Below are 18,270 nucleotides of genomic sequence, written 5' to 3'. Positions count from 1 at the left end.
TTCCGCTCCGGAAGGTTTTTTGTATACATGGTGATATATTATCAATCTGTTCAAATCATGCATCCGCCATTGCCGGTATTTCCGTAACCTTGTATGCACCCGCATCTAATTTCTTTTTTGTTTCATCAAACGCAGTGAGGGTTCTTTCAATATCTTCCTGTGTATGCGATGCGGTTGGAATGAGCCTGTAAATAATATGCCCTTTGGGAATTACAGGATATACAACAATAGAACAGAAAATACCATAGTTTTCGCGCAGATCCATTACCATTGCTGTAGCTTCTTCCACGCCGCCTTTCATATATACCGGCGTAACAACAGTGTCTGTTTTGCCAATATCAAATCCTTTTTTCTTCAGACCCTCCTGCAGTGCCAGTGCATTTTTCCAGAGCTGTTCTTTATATTCAGGATGATTGCGTAATAATTCAAGCCGCTTAAGGTTGCCCAATACCAATGGCATCGGTAAACTTTTAGCGAATATCTGGCTGCGGATATTATAGCGTATATAATCAATAATGGTTTTATCGCCGGCAACAAACGCGCCAATAGAAGCCATTGATTTTGCGAAAGTGGAAAAATACAGATCAATCCGATCCTGCACACCCTGCTCTTCGCCTGCACCTGCACCGGTTTTCCCGAGTGTGCCAAAACCGTGAGCATCATCAACCAGTAAACGAAACTGATATTTATTTTTCAGTGCAACTATTTCTTTCAGCTTACCCTGGTCGCCGGCCATACCAAAAACACCTTCTGTAATTACCAGTATACCGCCTGTATTTTGTTTTTCAATAAGTGCTTTAGCCCTTTGCAATTGTTTTTCAAAATCAGCAATATCATTATGTTTAAAAACAAAACGCTGACCTGCATGCAAACGAACACCATCAATAATACATGCATGACTTTCCGCATCGTATATAACCACATCATGCCTGCTGCACAAAACATCTATAATGCTCACCATACCCTGGTAACCATAGTTCAGCAGAATGGCATCTTCCTTATGTTCAAATGCTGCAAGCTCACTTTCCAGTTGCTCATGATAATTGCTGTTGCCGCTCATCATACGTGCACCCATAGGCAGGGCTAATCCAAATTGAGAGGCTGCATCAGCATCTGTTTTGCGTACTTCAGGGTGATTAGCTAAACCGAGGTAGTTATTCAAGCTCCATACAATCACATCCTTACCACGAAATTTCATGTGACTGCCAATCTCTCCTTCCAATTTAGGGAATGCAAAATATCCATGTGCTCTTTCACGGTGCTGACCAAGCGGGCCATAGTTTTTCACCAATCTTTCAAAAATATCGGCCATATAATTATAAGTATGTTATTAGAAAATAATAATATGCCAGATGGCGCGCAAAGTTAACCATTTTCTATACAGCAGCAGAACAAAAAACTAACAGAGGGTGATAAGACAGCGCAAATTAAAGGCTTTATTTGTTAAGGTACTCCAAAAGCAGATCATACGGATTTTGTGCTACATTGTAACATAATTACCCGGTTATTGTAATGGAAAACATACATATACGCTGCCCGAAATGCAGCTGGAGACCAGACGGCTGTGCACATTGGCAATGCACCTGCGGCACGGTTTGGGATACTTTTTCAACCGGCGCACGCTGCCCCGGCTGCGGCAGGGTTTGGGAGTATACACAATGTGTTGATCGTGTTATCGGCGGCTGTTCGCAAATAAGTCTGCACCTCGACTGGTATGAAGGTCTGGATGATGTAGTGAATAAACTAAAAAAAGAAATCAGTGAAAGCTGGCATGTAAGCACCCATTCCTGATGTAATAATAGACTATTTGTACTTAGAGCTATAGCTACCTAAGCCCAGGGATTTTGCTTTTAGCAAAAAAAGCCATTAAGGTGATGGTACTATTCTTTATGGATACCAAGAGGATGAAGTTTCTCATAAAGCTTCAATTACCACACCGGAGGTTCATTTATGCTTATATAAATTCACTCAACATTATTAAACAGCCAATGTTGTATGTTGCCATTCATCACCATGCTAGCAAGGCAAGCTCCGGATAACGTAGAAAGGCTTCATCCTCTTTAAACATTTTTCCGCCGTCTGCATATTGAATGTCTTGTCGTTGAGGTATGTACAGTCCCGTCTTTTGTTGATAGGCTTCATAAGCACAATATGCAATTCCTTCGTAATGCTCAATTAACTCTTTCACACCTACAAAAAATAATAGCCGGGGGTATTTTATAGTCCAATAAAATTTGTTTTTTCCCTGGGCTATTAGCCACGAACGAAAATATTCAAAGGCATCGTCTGAACAGCCCCCATTTAGTGAATATGCTGGCTCCCATAGTCTAAAACTGTATGACCTTGCCATGAGGACGCTAAAAGCTCTGTCAAACTGAATAATTTCCTGTCCGCTCAAATTACTTAAGTATTCCGTCAATAACTGACATTGTATTTGATAATGCCTTTTACTGTTGTCCCTTGTGATTTTTATTATTTTCCAGAATTTATCCTCTTCCATGAGATTGTCAACACCAGCGTTGTCTGTCAATAGCTTACCAGAATAGGCCGGCAGGTCTAATACCTTTCGGAATAAAAGTCTGATGAGCACCGCAAGAATTAAAACTGTAAGAATTAAACAGAGTACTTGCATTTGAGGTCATGGTTATATACAACTGAATAATAAGCGTAGCTTTATAATAATAGCATGAATCTCTTCTTCATGTATGTTTTCTTCTGGTATTTTATAATTGTATAAAAAGGTTTTGCATGCGCAACCCCGTTTTTATTTCTCCAATGGATGTTCCTGCAACAGTTTTTCAGGCGAATAAAAGTCTTTCTTGTTTTGCGTTTCAGCCCGTACTTTCTTCACCTGGTCTGCCTGTATTGGTGTTGCCTGGTTTCCAAACGAATTGCGTACATAGGTTAATACGGCAGCCACTTCTTCATCATTCAATAATCCTTCAAAAGGTGTCATCGGTACCTGTCCCGGATATTTGGTGCCATTAACTTCTATTGGACCAAGCATACCTTTTAAAGCAATTTTTATTAAGCGTTCTTCACTGCCTGTTACCCATTTTGAATTTCTTAAAGGAGGAAAACCTGAGGCCTGCAAACCCTTTCCATCTGGTTGGTGACAGGTAGCACAGAATCCTTCCCTTGCATAAATTTCTTTTCCTTTTTTAAACATTTCAAGATCATTTCCTTTTAAAGATGATATAACATCTTCCTGCTTCTTTTCTTCTACTAATTGACCCTTTAAATGAGCCACGGCAGCGTCATAAGCATGTATCATCCATTCATCCAATGGTTTTTTGGCTGCTTCGGCTAAAACCGGTAACCCTTTATCTTTACCTATCCACGATGCAGCAACAATAGCCATTAATCTTACCCTGCTGTTTTCGTCCTGTACGGCCTGCATTAATAAATCTGCCTGGTCTTTTACCTGGTGACCGGTATAACGTATAACCATAACCGCGGCAGATCTTACCCGGTAGTCTTTTGCTTTCAGCAGTTGGCGCAATAAAGTTTGATCTACTTTATTCGCCCCCCAGCTAACCCAGAGCGCTTCAAGCATATGATGTTCATAGCGTGGATCATTTTTATCAAGCGCATTTACCCATTTGGTCAATTTGGGTAAAACCTCATCCGCATCTCTGCCTCTTAACTCTCTTCGTGTTCTGTACCGCGTACGGTATTCAGGCAACCTGAGGTTATCCAGCAGTTCTTCAACACTTGCTCCTGCAACTCTTGCAGGTGTAACCAATGGTCTGGAAGGATAGGTAATGCGGTATACTCTTCCGTGCATATGATCACGCAATGGGTCTCTTGCATTGTGCTGCATGTGCCCGATCAATATATTATGCCAGTCAATTACATATAGTGAGCCATCAGGCGCAAATTCCATATCAACCGGGCGGAAATTCCTGTCTTCACTAACGACCAGGTCTACGCGATGATGACTTTTATAGCCTGTGCCGCTATCTTCAATTACATGTTCTTTTGTGCCTAAAAATCCTATAGTATTGTTTATAAGCAAATCGCCCTGCACTTCCTCCGGGAAATGACGGCTTGATACAAATTCTAACCCGGATGTAGGACGAACCCTGTGCGCTTCCTCTATCAGGTTAAATGATTTGTGTGTAGCTTCTCCATATCTCGGCAATACCGTACCCGGCAACATCCAGCGTACATCAGGCCCTGATGTTTCGGCAAAAAATGGCTGCCCCCATTCATCAAACGCAATACCCCATGGGTTAGGAATAGAAAGTTGAGCGGTGCGTTCCAGTTTATGCAACTGCGGCGCATACCGGTAAAAGCCTCCGTTGGTTCCACGCACAGGCCCATACGAAGTTTCTACATTGGTGTGAAGGAATACACCTTCTCCCATATATATTGCACCTGATGGATCTGTGGTAAAAGCATGTATATTGTGATGTGTATCATGATCGTCAAATCCACTCAGCAATATTTCAATTTCATCGGCTTTATCATCTCCGTTTGTATCTTTCAGCAGTTTAAAATTTGTTCCCTGCGATACATATACACCTTCGGGAGCAATTTCAAAGCCCACAGGCAAATGAAGATGATCTGCAAAAACCTTTAATGTATCAGCTTTCCCATCGTTGTCAGTATCTTCCAGTATAACAATTTTGTCGTTAGGCCTGGCGTCTCCTGGTTTATAATGAGGGTAACTTGGCATGGTTGCTACCCAAAGCCTGCCTTTATTATCAAACGACATTTGCATGGGTTTGGCCAGTTCAGGAAATTTTTCTTCTGATGCGAACAGCTCAATCTTATAACCTGGTGGGACTTTTAATTTTTTTACTGCTTCTTCTCCGGATAAATAAGTAAGGCTTCCATTTTGTTCAGGATTATAATTGGTAGTTACCGGCGGTAATACCCTTGTGTTTTTATCTGCAGCAGCTACATCCATTTTTTCACCTTTCAATGCTTTCCATATCGCGGTATCACGGATGGCAGTCATCTGCCGTATTTTTTCAATTTCAGCAGGATAATTATCAGGGCCAAAAGGATTGTAACGACGACCATAAACATGAACGCCATTGGGAATTTTATAGTCATTGTGCCACATCCAGTTTTTTTCCATCACAGCATCATATACTAATTTCTTGTTTGCTTCAGCTACAGGCTTGGTTTTACCAAAAATTTCATCAGCCAGCAGCACACCGAATTTTTTATATCCTTCTTCATTCAACTGGGAGCCATCTATTGTTAAATACGCTTTTGCATCATCAAACCATTTTTTTGTTGGGGTAAAAACATCAATGAACAACACGCCGTTTGCCTCAGCCACCTGATTCATTCCTTCAGCATACATTTTAAGATTTTCATTTTCTTTTTTCCCGTCAGGAAGATCATATGTAGCCGTAAGATTTTCAAAAGCAATGGGTGAAACAATTACTAACTGGGTCCCGGAAGAATCTTCTTTGTAATGCTGACTTAATGTGTGTTTAATAAAAGCATCTAATTCAGCTTTGTAATTATCCAAACCCTCTTTTCCCTGAAAGGATTCATTGTATCCAAAAAATGCAATAATGATATCCGGTTTGTGGCGTGTAAGCCATTGGTCTGGTGAGTCAAAAAAACCTTCGCTTGCTGAATTTTTTGCCAGCTCTGTCTGAAACTTTTCTGCGCCGGGAAAAGCCCATGGATCATTCCTGGCTGCATGTGGTCTGAAACCTGGTGTATTACCTCCATCACAAAAATTGCGGATATACAACATGCTATCCGGGTAGCGTAGCTGCATTTCCGTTTCGAAATAATCGTAATTGATCATCCGCGAGCCAAGATTGTTGCCAACCAAAGCTATATGCGCTCCTTTTTTGATTTTTAGAGTATCTTTTGAAACGCATGACGAAAACAATGCGGTTATGGATAAAATCAAAACAAAACACTGTATTGAATTTTTAGTGTCTGAGATATTCATGTGTGCAATCCTTTTGTAGGCTATAAATATATGTTTAAACTAATTAAGTATTGTTTTCTTTTTAAACAGTTGTCTGTTTTTTTTCATGGGATATTTATTAAAGAGAAAGAAGTAATTATTATTTACTCAATCCGGATACTGTGTTTTGAAAGTTCCTGCTAATTACAAAAGGCATCTGCATTCTCTTTTTGATTTAATAAACAAGATTCAACTATCCTGTACTATCCTGTATTGTTGTTGCGTTACTAATATTTACATTACAGAAGGGGTGCATTTCAGATTTTCGCGAATTGGGCAATCATATGCAGATGCCTCGTGCCCCGGTATGACAGCAGCGGTGCATTGTTCAGCATTGATACAAGTGCCTGGCAATAGTAAAATAGCGCGGCATTGCACCGTAACCTGTCACCCCGGGGCACGAGGGGGCTGCTGTAACAGTAATACCTATATGCAAAAATTTGAAATACACGCTTGCAGAAGCCCCTCAAAATCAGCACTTCAAAAATGCGTACATTCATCATTGTTAATCATAATACTTTTATCTGATGGCTCAAACTTTTGTTGTAGGCGACATTCATGGTGCACTCAAAGCATTACAACAGGTGATTACAGTAATTGATTTCAGGAAAGATGATCTGCTGATCTTTCTTGGTGATTACGTAGATGGGTGGTCTGAATCACCGGGTGTTATAACATACCTTGATGAATTGGGCACAATATGTAATTGTATTTTTCTTCGTGGGAACCATGATGTATGGTGTGAATCCTGGCTGAAAGGTGAATACCCCAACCCATACTGGCTGCAGCATGGGGGAAAGTCTACCGTAGAGGCTTACAGAAATATAGGTGTTCATGAAAAGCAACGTCATCTTGCTTTTTTTAGCCGGATGCAGAATTACTATATAGATGATAAGAACAGGCTCTTTGTACATGCAGGGTTTTCATCCATGCATGGCCCGGAGACGGAGAGTTATGAAAGCAATTTTTATTGGGACAGAACATTGTGGGAAGTGGCTGTAACAATAATGGATAGCAGGATACAGGAGGATTCAGTATGGTATCCCAAACGGCTTAAACTTTTTGAAGAAATATTTATAGGGCATACGCCTACTATTAATTTCAACAGCTATATGCCGATGCATGCCGCTAATGTCTGGAATGTAGATACCGGGGCAGCATTCACAGGCAGATTATCTGTTATAAACGCTGAAACAAAAAAAGTGTGGCAGAGTGATATTGTTCAACAGTTGTATCCTGGTGAGAAGGGAAGAAATAAAGATTAATAATAAGCCATAATATATCTTCTCTTTGCACATATCCTGTTATTTTCGTTTACAAAGCATATCTTAGTAACCCTATTCATTTAAAAATTTATTTATGCCTGCACAAAAAAATAAATTGTTTAATGCTTCACGTCGTTCATTTTTATTGAATGGCTCAATGGCTTCCCTGGGGTTGCTTACTTCAGGATCTGTTTTTTCAAAAGGATTATTCCTGCCTGGTAAACCTAATTCAAAATTTTCGGGCGTGCAGGTGGGCGTAATAACTTATTCTTACCGCAGTATGCCGCATGATATTCATCAGTTGCTTCAGTTTATTATTGATAGTGGTGTGAGCGCGGTAGAACTAATGGGAGAAGCGCCGGAAAAATATGCCGGTATCCCGGAAGATAAAGCAAAGGTTGCTGAATGGCGGGCCTCGGCATCAATGGAAAAATTTAAGGAGATCCGTAAAATGTTTGAAAAAGCCGGGGTTAGCATTTACGCTTTTAAACCCAGCGCTTTAAATCCTAATAATACCGATGCGGAAATTGAATATGCATTAAAAGCAGCAAAAGCGTTGGGTGCAAATTCCGTTACCGTTGAGCTGCCTAAAGATCCGGCACATTCCCAACGGTTAGGCACACTCGCAGCTAAGCATAAAGTCTATATCGGTTATCATGCACATACACAGGCAACCGATACCGCATGGGATACTGCATTAAGCCAATCTCCGTACAATTCTATGAATCTTGATTGCGGGCATTATATTGCTGCCGGCGGAAATAATACTGCAGAAACCTTGCTGGCACTTATACAGGCAAAACACGATCGCATCACTTCCATGCATTTAAAAGATCGTAAAACAAAAGAAAATGGTGGTGAAAATCTTGCCTGGGGAGAAGGCAATACGCCCATACCTGCCATACTTAATTTGCTGAAGGAAAAGAAATATAAAATACCTGTTTCTATAGAACTGGAATATAAAATACCCGAAGGCTCAGATGCTGTGAAGGAAGTTGGAAAATGTGTGCTTTTTGCAAAGCAGGCTTTGGGAGTATAAAATAGCATTTCTTCACCGGAATAATAAAAGCTTCACTTGGTGTGAAGCTTTTTTGTTTGCCTAAATTATATTAATTGTTTTTGAGATGGTTATTGCTGCTTTTTGGTATGGTTTTGCCATTAACACTTATAAATATTATTTTATGGCACTCAATCTTATACAAACATTAGCGCAGCGGGATGGCATACCATCTCTGCCTAAAATTGACCCTAATACACAGGAAATTGTTGCTGCTGCGGAAGTATATGCAGATAAACTTTCCCAGGCAGCTATTCCTGCTACTTTAATTGGACTATATAAATATTCACGAGATGAACAAAAAGCCGATAATATACTCGGCAATAGCTTTTCTAACAGATGGCGGGAAGAAGTATTTGGTGCCGGCAGTGAAGAAATGACTGCTAAAATAGCGGATTATGCAGGCGTAACAAATGATGAGGTAAAGAAAAGGCTTGATCATGTTTTTGCTGGTGCAACGCAGGTTATAAGAGAGCATCTGAATGAAATCACGGGAATTTCCGTGAAAAATTTGTTTACTGAACAAAGAACAAATATTCTCTCTCATTTGCCTGCGGCTATCGGGGCAGGGGAGATGTTAGATGATAACAGTCTTGATGACCGTACGAATAAAATGCAGGGACCTGTGTCAAATCTTATGCATAAGATAGAGAAAGCTTTTGCCGGAACAGAAGGGCCGGAAGGTAAGGAGGGCATGTAACCGGGGAAAATTGTTGCATTTATTACCCAATAATAATATTAAAGAAAGATAGCTCCGGTTACTGTTACCGGTAAGTGGCCGGAGTTTCTTTAATTACGGGTTTTGAAGTGTTAAAAAAATCACTTGCAGAAAATCCGTTATTGTATAAGTAAAGAAATATTAAAAGCAGCGCGATTGCCCCAAGTACAATTGCACCTATCCACCATTTCCTGTTTTTTCCTGTAGTTATTGTTTCAGCTTCCTCCTGCCTGAAAAAACTTTCACTAACCTCAGTATCTCCCCGAAGTATGGTATGATTAACATTGTTCCTTATTACTCTTATGGCAGGTACAGGTTCCATAAAATCGTATTCGATTTTAGCAGACTCCAGCGTGGTAATGCCATTGTCTTCCATACTGAATTCGCCTACCTTTTTCCAGGTGATTTTTTTTCCTTCCTTTAAGCCGATTTTTATGTTGAAGGAAAAATCGTTCAATTGTTTGATAGCTTCCCACTCGGTTAAACCTGTTTGTGAGGTAATATACTGAAACAGGTTTTTTGAAGGAGTATCCTGTGTGTCGTCAAATATTATTTTGTAAGAAGGTGGTAGAATAACATGGGATGAAAAATTGCTGATAGAAGGAATTTTCTGCAATTCAAGCGTCCCTAACCCGGGTAATGCAACAGACCTGTTCTGAATCAAATATTTGTATAGAATATCAAACATAAAATCGGGACTAAGGTAGTATTTAATTACAGATTGCCGATACTTCTTAATAAATAAAAGGCTGCAATATATGCAGCCCATATGTAAGTTATTGGGGTTTATATTACTGTTTGGTCAATGGCTTTGTAAAGCTATCAAAATTGAATACTATTCCACCCATGATATTAAAGCCGTATATTTCATATTGGTTCCAGCGCTGGTAAGTGTTATTGAATATATTATTTGCCTGCAACCACAGATTGAATTGCTTTGTTACACGAAATTCAAGACCTGCATTCAGATCAACCGGGCTTCTCGCGGTTTCAGATCCTAAGCTCCTGTTCATATATTTTGCTCCTTCAAAAAAGAAGAGGTCAGATTTAAACCAAAGATCTTTTAAAATTTTCCAGCGGAGCGCAGCACTGAGCTCTCTTGGTATAATTCCCCAGGGTTGCTGCTGTGTTTTTTGTTTGCCAAACATCAGCCAGTTGAATTTTGCTGACAGCGAAAAATCTTCTGCCTGCACCACACCTGCTTCGCCATGAATCTGGAAGGCGTTTAATTTATCCTCTTTTAATGCTACAAATGTTTTTCCATCATTCAAAATATTGGTTGCATAGTCATTCACAAAAAGCGGCATATTGTAAAACTGTACCAATCCTACTTTTGCGTTATAGAAGAATTTTTCAAGAAAAGTACCCCTTAAACCACCATAGGTTTCATTTATTCTTGTGTTAAATAATGTGGTTGGCAGAGCCAGGTAAGGATTTAAAGATGCCCAGCGTTGGTAAGAGCCTTTATCGTAATGCATTAACCAGCCAAATTGAAGGATGGCTTCTTCGCCGCTGAGTTTTACATCCGCCATCAGATCAGGCAAGAGCTTGAAGTTTGAATTATCCCAGGATGGAATAGCCCCTCCATGTATGCTAAGTGACTCATTCTTGAACTTAATGGCAATGGGAACAGTAAAAATAAAATTATTGATGGATGGTGAGGACTTAGGTGAAAATTGCGTGTAATCGGCATTAATACCCAGTTTAATGCTTAATTCGTCGCTGATCTTTTTTTCAAGAGGCACATCGCCTACCACATTAAATTCCCTGTTGCTGTGGTTGTCGTTAAAAAAAGAAACCTTTATATCCGGGTGATATAATAATCCAAAACCGGTAGGGTCAATATTCCGGAAACCTATATTTGCATCGATGCCTAAAAAACGCTGTAATAATTCATTCTTGCTGTGTGTATAAGCCGTTTGATCATATCCATACAGGTAATACGCTTTGTTGCTTAAACCTAACTTGCCATACAGTTCCTGGTTGTTGGCATTAATAGTACTGCCATAAGCACTGGCGCCTGCATCAGCATACTGCTGCCTTGGAACCGCACTGCCTTTTGATGAAATATAATGCCCGAGTATATTAAGAGACGAGTTAGGCTTATTATCAAGCGTTAATCCTGCCTGTGCATATGGTGTTTGAAAATTACCATAACCAAGTTTTATAAAATTGGTTGCAGACCAGCTACCGGTTGAATCAATATGTAGAGCTGCCGGAGTAACAGCAGCCGGCTGATAAGCCAGGGCAAGGCTATTTACAGGTATGGTGTATTTGAATTTTGGCCTGGCTGAATCCGGCACAGGCGGGGCAGCATTGAAATTGATTTTTGCGGCATCCTTTAAAGTAGGCTTAAAAGATGAAGTGATTTCAATAGTTTGTTTTTTTGAAGGCTCCTGCGCCTTTGCGGACGTATATAAAAATAAAATACCGCTTATGATTATGGATAACCTGGTAATATATATTCTTGTTTGCATTTTGATCATTTTTTTGATAAGCATTAAACGTGGTGGGTTTATTATCAGCCGCCGATCTTGCTGTCTGTCTTTTCTTCAGTAATTACCTTTTTTAATTTGTCGCTGGCTTCATTCTTCAATTCTGTTATTTTGCTGTTGTCAACCACGCTCTGCAATGTTGCTTTTGCATTGAAATAATCTTTTTCTTTTAAATAAATATCACCCAGTAAAATATATGCTTTGGTAATCCAGAAGTCGTACGAACCGGATTTATTAATGGTTTCAAATGCCGCTTTATCGGCATTCTTCAAATCATTAAGCTGCAGGTATGCATTGGCTATTTCATACCTTGCTTCAGCTGCAAACGAAGCCTTATTAATATTTACCACATTCCTGAAGTTTTGTATTGCTTCAGAGAATTGGCCTTTATCCTGCAGACTTCTTGCCGTTACCATATATGCCAGCACCTTATCATCTACACTTATATTTTTTTCTTTCAACAATTCCTGCGCATTAGGCACCGCATCCAACCATTTTTTCTGCTGATACTGGCTGCGCAATAATCCCCTCATTGCCTCAAGGCGGTTTTCGCCACCTGCTGCCAGTTCTTTAAGCTTTGTGAAATATTGTTCGGCTTTAGGATAGTCCTGCAGCTCAAAATAATATATCCTTCCGGCAGTAGAGGCAGCCATTTCCGCATACCTGCTTGGTCCACGGTCCGCTACTTCCCCATAACCTGCCGAAGCATTTTTCCAGTCTTTACGCTGGTTATAAATTTCGCTTCTTAAAAACCATGCATCTATTGCATGCGTTCCGTCAGGGAATTTGGTAAGATAATTATTGAGCGCTGTAAAAGCTGCATTATAATCCCTGTCTATATATTTGTTTTCCGCTGCCTTATAAGTAAGATTTTCTTCTTCATTCACCGTTACAGACCTGCCTACACTTTTCATGAAATTTACATATTCCTCTGTTCTTCCTTCCGCGGTGTAAATAGCTTTTGCATTTTCAATTGCCTCTTCAGCTTCGGGTGAGTTGGGAAATTGTGATACCAGTTTTTTAAACTGGTTAAGCGCTTCATTATTGTTATCAAGATTATAATAACTCAAACCGAGTTTCAGTTGCGCTTCCGGTTTCAAATTGCCTGCAACCGGTGCATTAATAACATTGTTTAAATAGGGCACTGCATCCCGGTATTTTTCATCTGCAAGATATGTTTTGGCAATTTCAAGATTAGCATCCGGTATCAGCATAGAAGTCGGGAATTTCTTATCAAAGCTTTTTAGAAGATTGATTTTCCCGCCCGAGCTGTTTACGCCTGCCACCATTGCTGTTTGAAAAGTTGCATAATCTGCAGATGCCCACGAGTTGCTGATCACCGTACCATACATTGATCTTGCTTTCGCAAATTCCTTATTCATGTAATAACAGTCGGCGGCACGGATATAGGCATCCTGCTCAACCGGTTTTGCATTTAACGCGGAATTTCTGATCTGGTCAAAAAAGTTTACAGCCTGCCTGTAGTTCTCTTTGCGGTAATAACAATATCCAAGGTTATATTTTGCATTCGTTGCACTCACTTCTCCGGATGGTGTGCCGGGATTGCTGAGGTAATCATTATAAAAGCGAATAGCATCATCCAGCCGGTTCTGACGATAAGCGATCTCTCCCTGCCAGAAGTTTACATAAGAGATAACCGGTGCATTGTTTGGATCTTTCAATGCTTTATCCAATAATGTTTTTGCGCCGTTCAGATCCTGGTCGTTTATCAGTTCCATTGCCCTGCCGTATAGTACCCTGGGATACATTTTCCTGATGGCATCAGAAGGCGATTGTATTTTTTCCAGTATGTTCAGCGCTTCGCGGTAATTATTGGTGTTGGCAAGAAGCCCTGCTGCTATTTCCGCGGCTTCTTTCTGATATGCAGAATTGGGGTATTCATCAAGAAATTTTCTGAATTCATTTAGCGCTATATCCTGGTAGCCTAATTCGTACGAAAGCTTTGCATAGTTGAATTTTGAAACCTCGCGTTGGGAAAGGTTTACATTATTGGTAGCGCCGAAAGAAAACGCGTTTCTTGCATTGGCTTTATCTCCCAGTTTAAGGTAAGCGTCTCCCAATATATACATGGCATTCTGGCTAAGAGAATCTTCACCACCGCTGAGCTGCTTTAATCCTTCAACTGCCTTTTGTAAGTTATTTGCCTTATAGTAGCAATAACTTAATTCATATAATGTTTCGCGACTTACTTTTTTTGATTTGTTTACATAAGATTCAAGATGCGGTAATGCTTTTGCATAATCTCCTTTTTCAAAAAGACCGTGCCCTACCAGTTCTTCCATTGAAGCATCTTTTTTGTTCTGTGGCTTATTCAGGGCATCTTCTCCATAGCTCAGCGCTTTATCTTTTTGCCCCTGCATATAGTATATATTGGCAATATATACCGGTACGATATTCCTGTAATAGGCATCATTTTCAATTTTCTGAAATGCAGCCTGTGCTTCTTTATAATTTTTTTTAGAATAAGCTACCATGCCATAATAATAATTGGCATCCTTATAATTGGGGTCTGAAGCATTTTTAGCTATTGCTTCCAGCAGGGGAGCAGCTTTTTCATACTGGTTCATGGAAAAATAAGCGTAGCCCTGGTGAAATTTCATATCAGCCACCTGGCGGTTGCTTAAATTGCCGGTACCGGTTTGTTCGTAATATGCAAGCGCATTGCGCAGATCGTTTTTTCTGAAATAATACTCTGCAAGGTAAAAACTCATTCTTTCCTTTAGTGAAGGATTGTGGTTTACCTGCATAAAGTTTATAGCAGCATCAGCGGCAACACTTTCATTTTGCAGCAGGCGGCAGGCAATAGTATAAAAGTGTATATCATCGTATACAATCCCATTATTGCTTTTATCAGCAGAGCGTGTAGCCAGGCTTAACTCCCTGAAAACCGGGTAAGCCAGGCTGAATTGTTCTTTCTGAAAATATTCTTTTGCTTGTTTGTATGCCGCGTCCGGGTCGGTATGGATGGCGCTTTGCTGTGCATTTGCTCCTGCAAAAAAAGATGCCAAAGCAATGCCGGTCAAAATAAAACGTTTTTGCATAATTGTGTAATGGGTTATATGGCAAACGCAAATATCAAACCATGCGTTGCACGAAGTTCCTCTCTCTTTTGTTACAATTTTCTTAAAGTAAAACCGTGCTAAGATACTACTAACAATTTTTTTGTGAAGATCAGTTTTATAATGGTGTGGATAAAAGGTTTGTATCGCCTATTTTTGCGAAAAAATAAAAATGAAACGGCTTTTATCTACCAGCTATACCGACTGGGCTTTTAACATTGCTTTATTTGTATTACGCGTTACCGCGGGACTGATGATGATACCACATGGCTATGATAAGCTTGTTCATTTTGCTGAGAAGAAAAATAATTTCATGAATTTCCTGGGATTGGGGAGCACCACCTCTCTTGCAATGGTAATTTTCGCGGAGTTCTTTTGTGCTATTTTTGTTATGATTGGATTGTTTACACGGTTTACTGTAATACCGCTGGTAATTGCCATGGCGGTTGCTTTATTTAAAGCACATGGTAATGCTATTTTTACACAAGGCGAAAAAGCAGCCTTGTTTCTTGCAATATTTCTCGGAATATTACTGGTAGGTCCAGGCAAGGCAAGCGTGGATGGGGTAATGGGGAAATAGAGGATTTGTGGTTTATTGTTTATGGTTTTGAGTTATTCCATAAACTACAAACCACAAACTACTTCACCCTATCCAACACCTTATACATCTTCTTCACCAGCGCGGTTGCTGATCCGTTATAATTATTAACCAGGAAAGAAAATATATATGTTTTGCCGGAGGCGGAAGTATGATAGCCGGTAAATCCTTTTACGTTGGTGATGGTTCCGCTTTTCATTTTCATTCCGTTATATAAGGGCAGCGATTCATAAAACGAAGTGAACCAGGGTTGCTGTTTTGCATATTTCAATAACTGTACCTGTGCGTGGGTGGTAGTTCTGTTTAAAGGAGAAAGCCCCGATCCGTCAAACATATTCAATTCTGTTGGGCTAATGCCCTTTTCTTTCCAGTAATCTTTTAAAACATTAATTCCGTTATCTGTGCTGCTATAACCTTTTTTAATTAAACCAATTGTTTTGATCAACGCTTCTGCATAAAGATTTACACTCTTCCTGTTTAGCCAGAAAATGATAGAATCGAGCGGGGGAGAGGTTTCTGTATGAGCAGGAGCGATATTTTGAGGAGGTATTGCAAATGAGTTTTTGTTGGGCAGAGGAGCAGGCAATATATTCAGTTTAGATAAAGTGTCCTCTAATTCAAATACAAATTGCGCAGCGCCTGAAGGGAAAGCCCCTGAAATAGAAAACCTTTTTTCATTAACAGGTATCGTGCCTTTTATGATGCCTTCATTGTTATTAGCAGGTAAATAAATATAGGCATTGTCGCCTGTGCCGGTGCGTGCAGAACTAACAAAAGATTGCAGCTTATATTGATAAAGTATGGCGGGCACTGTGGCTGCAATGCTGACCGGATCTCCAATTTTATTGCCTGATCGTAAAAGAATATCAAATTGATTTTCCCGCCAGGTAAGCTTTTCTGAACCTGCGCCATAATAATTGCCAATGTCCTGCCACATCCAGCCATCGGGTATATTTCCCGGTTCATAGCCGCTGCTGTCAATATAAATGTTTGTGATTTTTTTTTGTTGCAAAGCTGTAGCTATTCTTTGCAACACATTTACCGGTTTGGTATTTTCCCAGCGGAAGCTACCTAAGGTTGGATCGCCTGAAGGAACTATATAAAGATTACCGCCGTCGGTATAGAAAGAGGTGAAATAGCTGAAGGTTTTACCCAGCAATTCATACGCGCTTATACTGGTAATGGTTTTTTGGGTTGATGCCGGCGCTAAACCAATCCTGCTGTTCCGGTCGAATATAACTGCACCGGTCTTATCTTCAATAACATATAATGAGCTGATGGCGTTGGCCAGTTGCGGGTCTTTTTCAAACTGCGCAAAAGCCGCTTCTATTTTTTTTGAAACAATTTGAGCTGATACATCTGCAGGTGCATGCACAATATATAATAAACATGCAATAACTGAAACCTTTAATCTCATTACAAATAATATTTAACGACTGACTACAAACGATTAATTTTATTCTTAAATAAATGAAGGTAATAAAGGAATATTAAAATGTTAAGTAATAAAAAGAGGTCTACAAAGGAATTGAGATTGCTTCTCCCGCATATCAACCTGATATTTATAAATGGTTGGGGCGGGATCGCAATGACGCGAGAGGTTGACCAATTATAAACCTTGCCGCAGTGCTGACAGTAAAATCAAAATACGCTATGCCGTCCTTGCGAGCCCGCCGGCACGAAGATTTGAGTTAAAGGCATATTACGGCGGGCGAAGCAATCTCCTGTAGCTGCTGCAATTTGCCTTAGGGTTTTTCTAAACTAATACCAATGATCTAAATATTAAAATGGCCATGGCCGATAGCCCAAAGCAAAATAAAAAAAATGAATCGAGATATAAAATCAAACAACATTCCGGCAATTTATGCCTCCATTATAACCATAGGAGATGAATTATTGATAGGCCAGGTAGTAGATACCAACAGTGCATGGATAGCGCAGGAGCTGAATAAAGCAGGTATCTGGCTGCGGAGAAGAATATCTGTTGGAGATAGTAAAGAAGAAATTGTAAATGCATTGAATACAGAAATGAAAGCTGCCACTATTGTTTTAATTACCGGTGGACTTGGCCCCACGGCAGACGATATTACCAAACCTGTGCTGGCGGAATATTTTGGTGGTAAGCTGGTGATGGACAAAGGCGCTTTGGAAAATGTGCAACAGATATTCGCCAGGCTTAACCGCCCGATGATAGAGCGGAATATGAAGCAGGCGGAAGTGCCTGATGTTTGCACTGTAATACCCAATAAAAGAGGCACAGCCCCGGGAATGTGGTTTGAAAAAGATGGAAATATAATCGTGAGCATGCCCGGCGTGCCGCATGAAATGAAAGGTATGATGACAGATTATGTAATTCCCAGGCTACAGCAATATTTTACATTTCCATTTATTGATCACCGCACCTTACTTACAGCAGGCATTGGTGAATCTTTTATAGCGGAAAAAATACAGGATTGGGAAAACACACTGCCTTCAAATTTCAAGCTTGCTTATTTACCCAACTATGGCATGGTGCGTTTACGCATTACCGGTAGCGACAGCAATAATGAAAGACTGCAACAGCAACTGAATGCATCTTTTAATGCATTAAAAACATACGTAAAGGAGTGGCTGGTAGTAGATGAAGATATACCCCTGGCTAAGGTTATAGGCAAACTTTTGAAAGAAAAGAAGGCTACGGTTTCAACGGCAGAAAGTTGTACCGGTGGTTATATAGCGCACCTGATCACTTCTTTTGCCGGTTCATCTGATTACTTTAAAGGCAGTGTGGTGAGCTACGCCAATGAAGTAAAGGAAAATGTGCTACACGTAAAACAAGAAATTTTGCTTACAGACGGCGCGGTGAGTGAAGCAACGGTGCGGCAAATGGTTACCGGTGTGATGGCGGCAATGCATACGGATTATGCCGTGGCAACTTCAGGCATTATGGGCCCGGGCGGCGGCACCTCTGATAAACCGGTTGGCACGGTTTGGATAGCGGCGGGTAGCCGTAACCGTATAATAACGGAGAAATTTCATTTCCGTTATGACAGGGAAAGGAATATTGAAATGGCGGCGATATATGCGTTGAATATGTTGAGGAAGTGTATTTTAGAAGAATAAACCGGTGG

At 40.2% G+C, this 18,270-nt stretch carries 13 protein-coding genes; 6 read left to right on the top strand and 7 right to left on the bottom strand.

Annotated elements, in window-relative coordinates:
• Nucleotides 1–55: 55 nt before the first annotated feature.
• The gene (locus DC498_RS10265; RefSeq protein ID WP_116874052.1) at nucleotides 56–1,312 is read right to left on the bottom strand and encodes an aminotransferase class I/II-fold pyridoxal phosphate-dependent enzyme; all 1,257 of its coding nucleotides are present in this window, start codon (nucleotides 1,310–1,312) and stop codon (nucleotides 56–58) included.
• Nucleotides 1,313–1,512: 200 nt separating this feature from the next.
• Between DC498_RS10265 and DC498_RS10260 the strand changes: the two genes are divergently transcribed.
• A complete protein-coding gene (locus DC498_RS10260; RefSeq protein ID WP_116874051.1) occupies nucleotides 1,513–1,791 on the top strand; it encodes a hypothetical protein in 279 nt (92 codons plus the stop codon).
• 217 nt (nucleotides 1,792–2,008) lie between these two features.
• Here DC498_RS10260 and DC498_RS10255 read toward each other — a convergent pair whose 3' ends face one another.
• Together DC498_RS10255 and DC498_RS10250 are read right to left on the bottom strand one after the other, a co-directional pair.
• Complete coding sequence (locus DC498_RS10255) at nucleotides 2,009–2,632, bottom strand: DUF4240 domain-containing protein (RefSeq protein ID WP_116874050.1); 624 nt, start codon at nucleotides 2,630–2,632, stop codon at nucleotides 2,009–2,011.
• Between the two features lie 132 nt (nucleotides 2,633–2,764).
• A complete protein-coding gene (locus DC498_RS10250; protein ID WP_116874049.1) occupies nucleotides 2,765–5,929 on the bottom strand; it encodes a PVC-type heme-binding CxxCH protein in 3,165 nt (1,054 codons plus the stop codon).
• A 545-nt stretch (nucleotides 5,930–6,474) separates the two neighbouring features.
• Between DC498_RS10250 and DC498_RS10240 the strand changes: the two genes are divergently transcribed.
• The 3 genes from DC498_RS10240 to DC498_RS10230 all read left to right on the top strand — a co-directional run bounded on the left by DC498_RS10240 (nucleotide 6,475) and on the right by DC498_RS10230 (nucleotide 8,969).
• Nucleotides 6,475–7,212, top strand: a complete 738-nt coding sequence (locus DC498_RS10240; RefSeq protein ID WP_116874047.1) for a metallophosphoesterase family protein — start codon at nucleotides 6,475–6,477, stop codon at nucleotides 7,210–7,212.
• Nucleotides 7,213–7,306: 94 nt separating this feature from the next.
• On the top strand, nucleotides 7,307–8,251 hold the full coding sequence (locus DC498_RS10235) for a sugar phosphate isomerase/epimerase family protein (protein WP_116874046.1): 945 nt from the start codon (nucleotides 7,307–7,309) through the stop codon (nucleotides 8,249–8,251).
• A 142-nt stretch (nucleotides 8,252–8,393) separates the two neighbouring features.
• Entirely contained in the window at nucleotides 8,394–8,969 is a 576-nt protein-coding gene (locus DC498_RS10230; RefSeq protein WP_133176820.1) for a hypothetical protein, read from the top strand.
• Between the two features lie 64 nt (nucleotides 8,970–9,033).
• On the opposite strand, the gene DC498_RS10225 is transcribed toward DC498_RS10230, so the two are convergent.
• From DC498_RS10225 to DC498_RS10215, 3 genes are all read right to left on the bottom strand, one after another.
• The gene (locus DC498_RS10225; RefSeq protein ID WP_133176819.1) at nucleotides 9,034–9,675 is read right to left on the bottom strand and encodes a hypothetical protein; all 642 of its coding nucleotides are present in this window, start codon (nucleotides 9,673–9,675) and stop codon (nucleotides 9,034–9,036) included.
• A 103-nt stretch (nucleotides 9,676–9,778) separates the two neighbouring features.
• On the bottom strand, nucleotides 9,779–11,464 hold the full coding sequence (locus DC498_RS10220; RefSeq protein ID WP_133176818.1) for a hypothetical protein: 1,686 nt from the start codon (nucleotides 11,462–11,464) through the stop codon (nucleotides 9,779–9,781).
• A 44-nt stretch (nucleotides 11,465–11,508) separates the two neighbouring features.
• Nucleotides 11,509–14,544, bottom strand: a complete 3,036-nt coding sequence (locus DC498_RS10215; protein WP_116874042.1) for a tetratricopeptide repeat protein — start codon at nucleotides 14,542–14,544, stop codon at nucleotides 11,509–11,511.
• A 190-nt stretch (nucleotides 14,545–14,734) separates the two neighbouring features.
• On the opposite strand from DC498_RS10215, the gene DC498_RS10210 reads away from it, so the two are divergent.
• Nucleotides 14,735–15,142, top strand: coding sequence for a DoxX family protein (locus tag DC498_RS10210; protein WP_116874041.1), 408 nt, complete (start codon nucleotides 14,735–14,737; stop codon nucleotides 15,140–15,142).
• Nucleotides 15,143–15,200: 58 nt separating this feature from the next.
• On the opposite strand, the gene dacB is transcribed toward DC498_RS10210, so the two are convergent.
• Nucleotides 15,201–16,577, bottom strand: a complete 1,377-nt coding sequence (gene dacB, locus DC498_RS10205) for a D-alanyl-D-alanine carboxypeptidase/D-alanyl-D-alanine endopeptidase (RefSeq protein WP_116874040.1) — start codon at nucleotides 16,575–16,577, stop codon at nucleotides 15,201–15,203.
• 407 nt (nucleotides 16,578–16,984) lie between these two features.
• Here dacB and DC498_RS10200 point away from each other — a divergent pair, with 407 nt between their 5' ends.
• Nucleotides 16,985–18,262: a competence/damage-inducible protein A gene (locus DC498_RS10200; RefSeq protein ID WP_116874039.1), complete on the top strand. Its 1,278-nt coding sequence runs from the start codon at nucleotides 16,985–16,987 to the stop codon at nucleotides 18,260–18,262.
• Nucleotides 18,263–18,270: the final 8 nt, after the last annotated feature.

This window comes from Terrimonas sp., from assembly GCF_003075435.1.
Taxonomy (GTDB): Bacteria; Bacteroidota; Bacteroidia; order Chitinophagales; family Chitinophagaceae; genus Agriterribacter.
This window is presented reverse-complemented; position numbering and strand designations above follow the sequence as displayed.

Bases quoted from the DNA above. Each gene is read 5' to 3' on its own strand.
- DC498_RS10265 (WP_116874052.1), bottom strand. From the start codon at position 1,312: ATGGCCGATATTTTTGAAAGATTGGTGAAAAACTATGGCCCGCTTGGT.
- DC498_RS10260 (WP_116874051.1), top strand. From the start codon at position 1,513: ATGGAAAACATACATATACGCTGCCCGAAATGCAGCTGGAGACCAGAC.
- DC498_RS10255 (WP_116874050.1), bottom strand. From the start codon at position 2,632: ATGCAAGTACTCTGTTTAATTCTTACAGTTTTAATTCTTGCGGTGCTC.
- DC498_RS10250 (WP_116874049.1), bottom strand. From the start codon at position 5,929: ATGAATATCTCAGACACTAAAAATTCAATACAGTGTTTTGTTTTGATT.
- DC498_RS10240 (WP_116874047.1), top strand. From the start codon at position 6,475: ATGGCTCAAACTTTTGTTGTAGGCGACATTCATGGTGCACTCAAAGCA.
- DC498_RS10235 (WP_116874046.1), top strand. From the start codon at position 7,307: ATGCCTGCACAAAAAAATAAATTGTTTAATGCTTCACGTCGTTCATTT.
- DC498_RS10230 (WP_133176820.1), top strand. From the start codon at position 8,394: ATGGCACTCAATCTTATACAAACATTAGCGCAGCGGGATGGCATACCA.
- DC498_RS10225 (WP_133176819.1), bottom strand. From the start codon at position 9,675: ATGTTTGATATTCTATACAAATATTTGATTCAGAACAGGTCTGTTGCA.
- DC498_RS10220 (WP_133176818.1), bottom strand. From the start codon at position 11,464: ATGCAAACAAGAATATATATTACCAGGTTATCCATAATCATAAGCGGT.
- DC498_RS10215 (WP_116874042.1), bottom strand. From the start codon at position 14,544: ATGCAAAAACGTTTTATTTTGACCGGCATTGCTTTGGCATCTTTTTTT.
- DC498_RS10210 (WP_116874041.1), top strand. From the start codon at position 14,735: ATGAAACGGCTTTTATCTACCAGCTATACCGACTGGGCTTTTAACATT.
- dacB (WP_116874040.1), bottom strand. From the start codon at position 16,577: ATGAGATTAAAGGTTTCAGTTATTGCATGTTTATTATATATTGTGCAT.
- DC498_RS10200 (WP_116874039.1), top strand. From the start codon at position 16,985: ATGAATCGAGATATAAAATCAAACAACATTCCGGCAATTTATGCCTCC.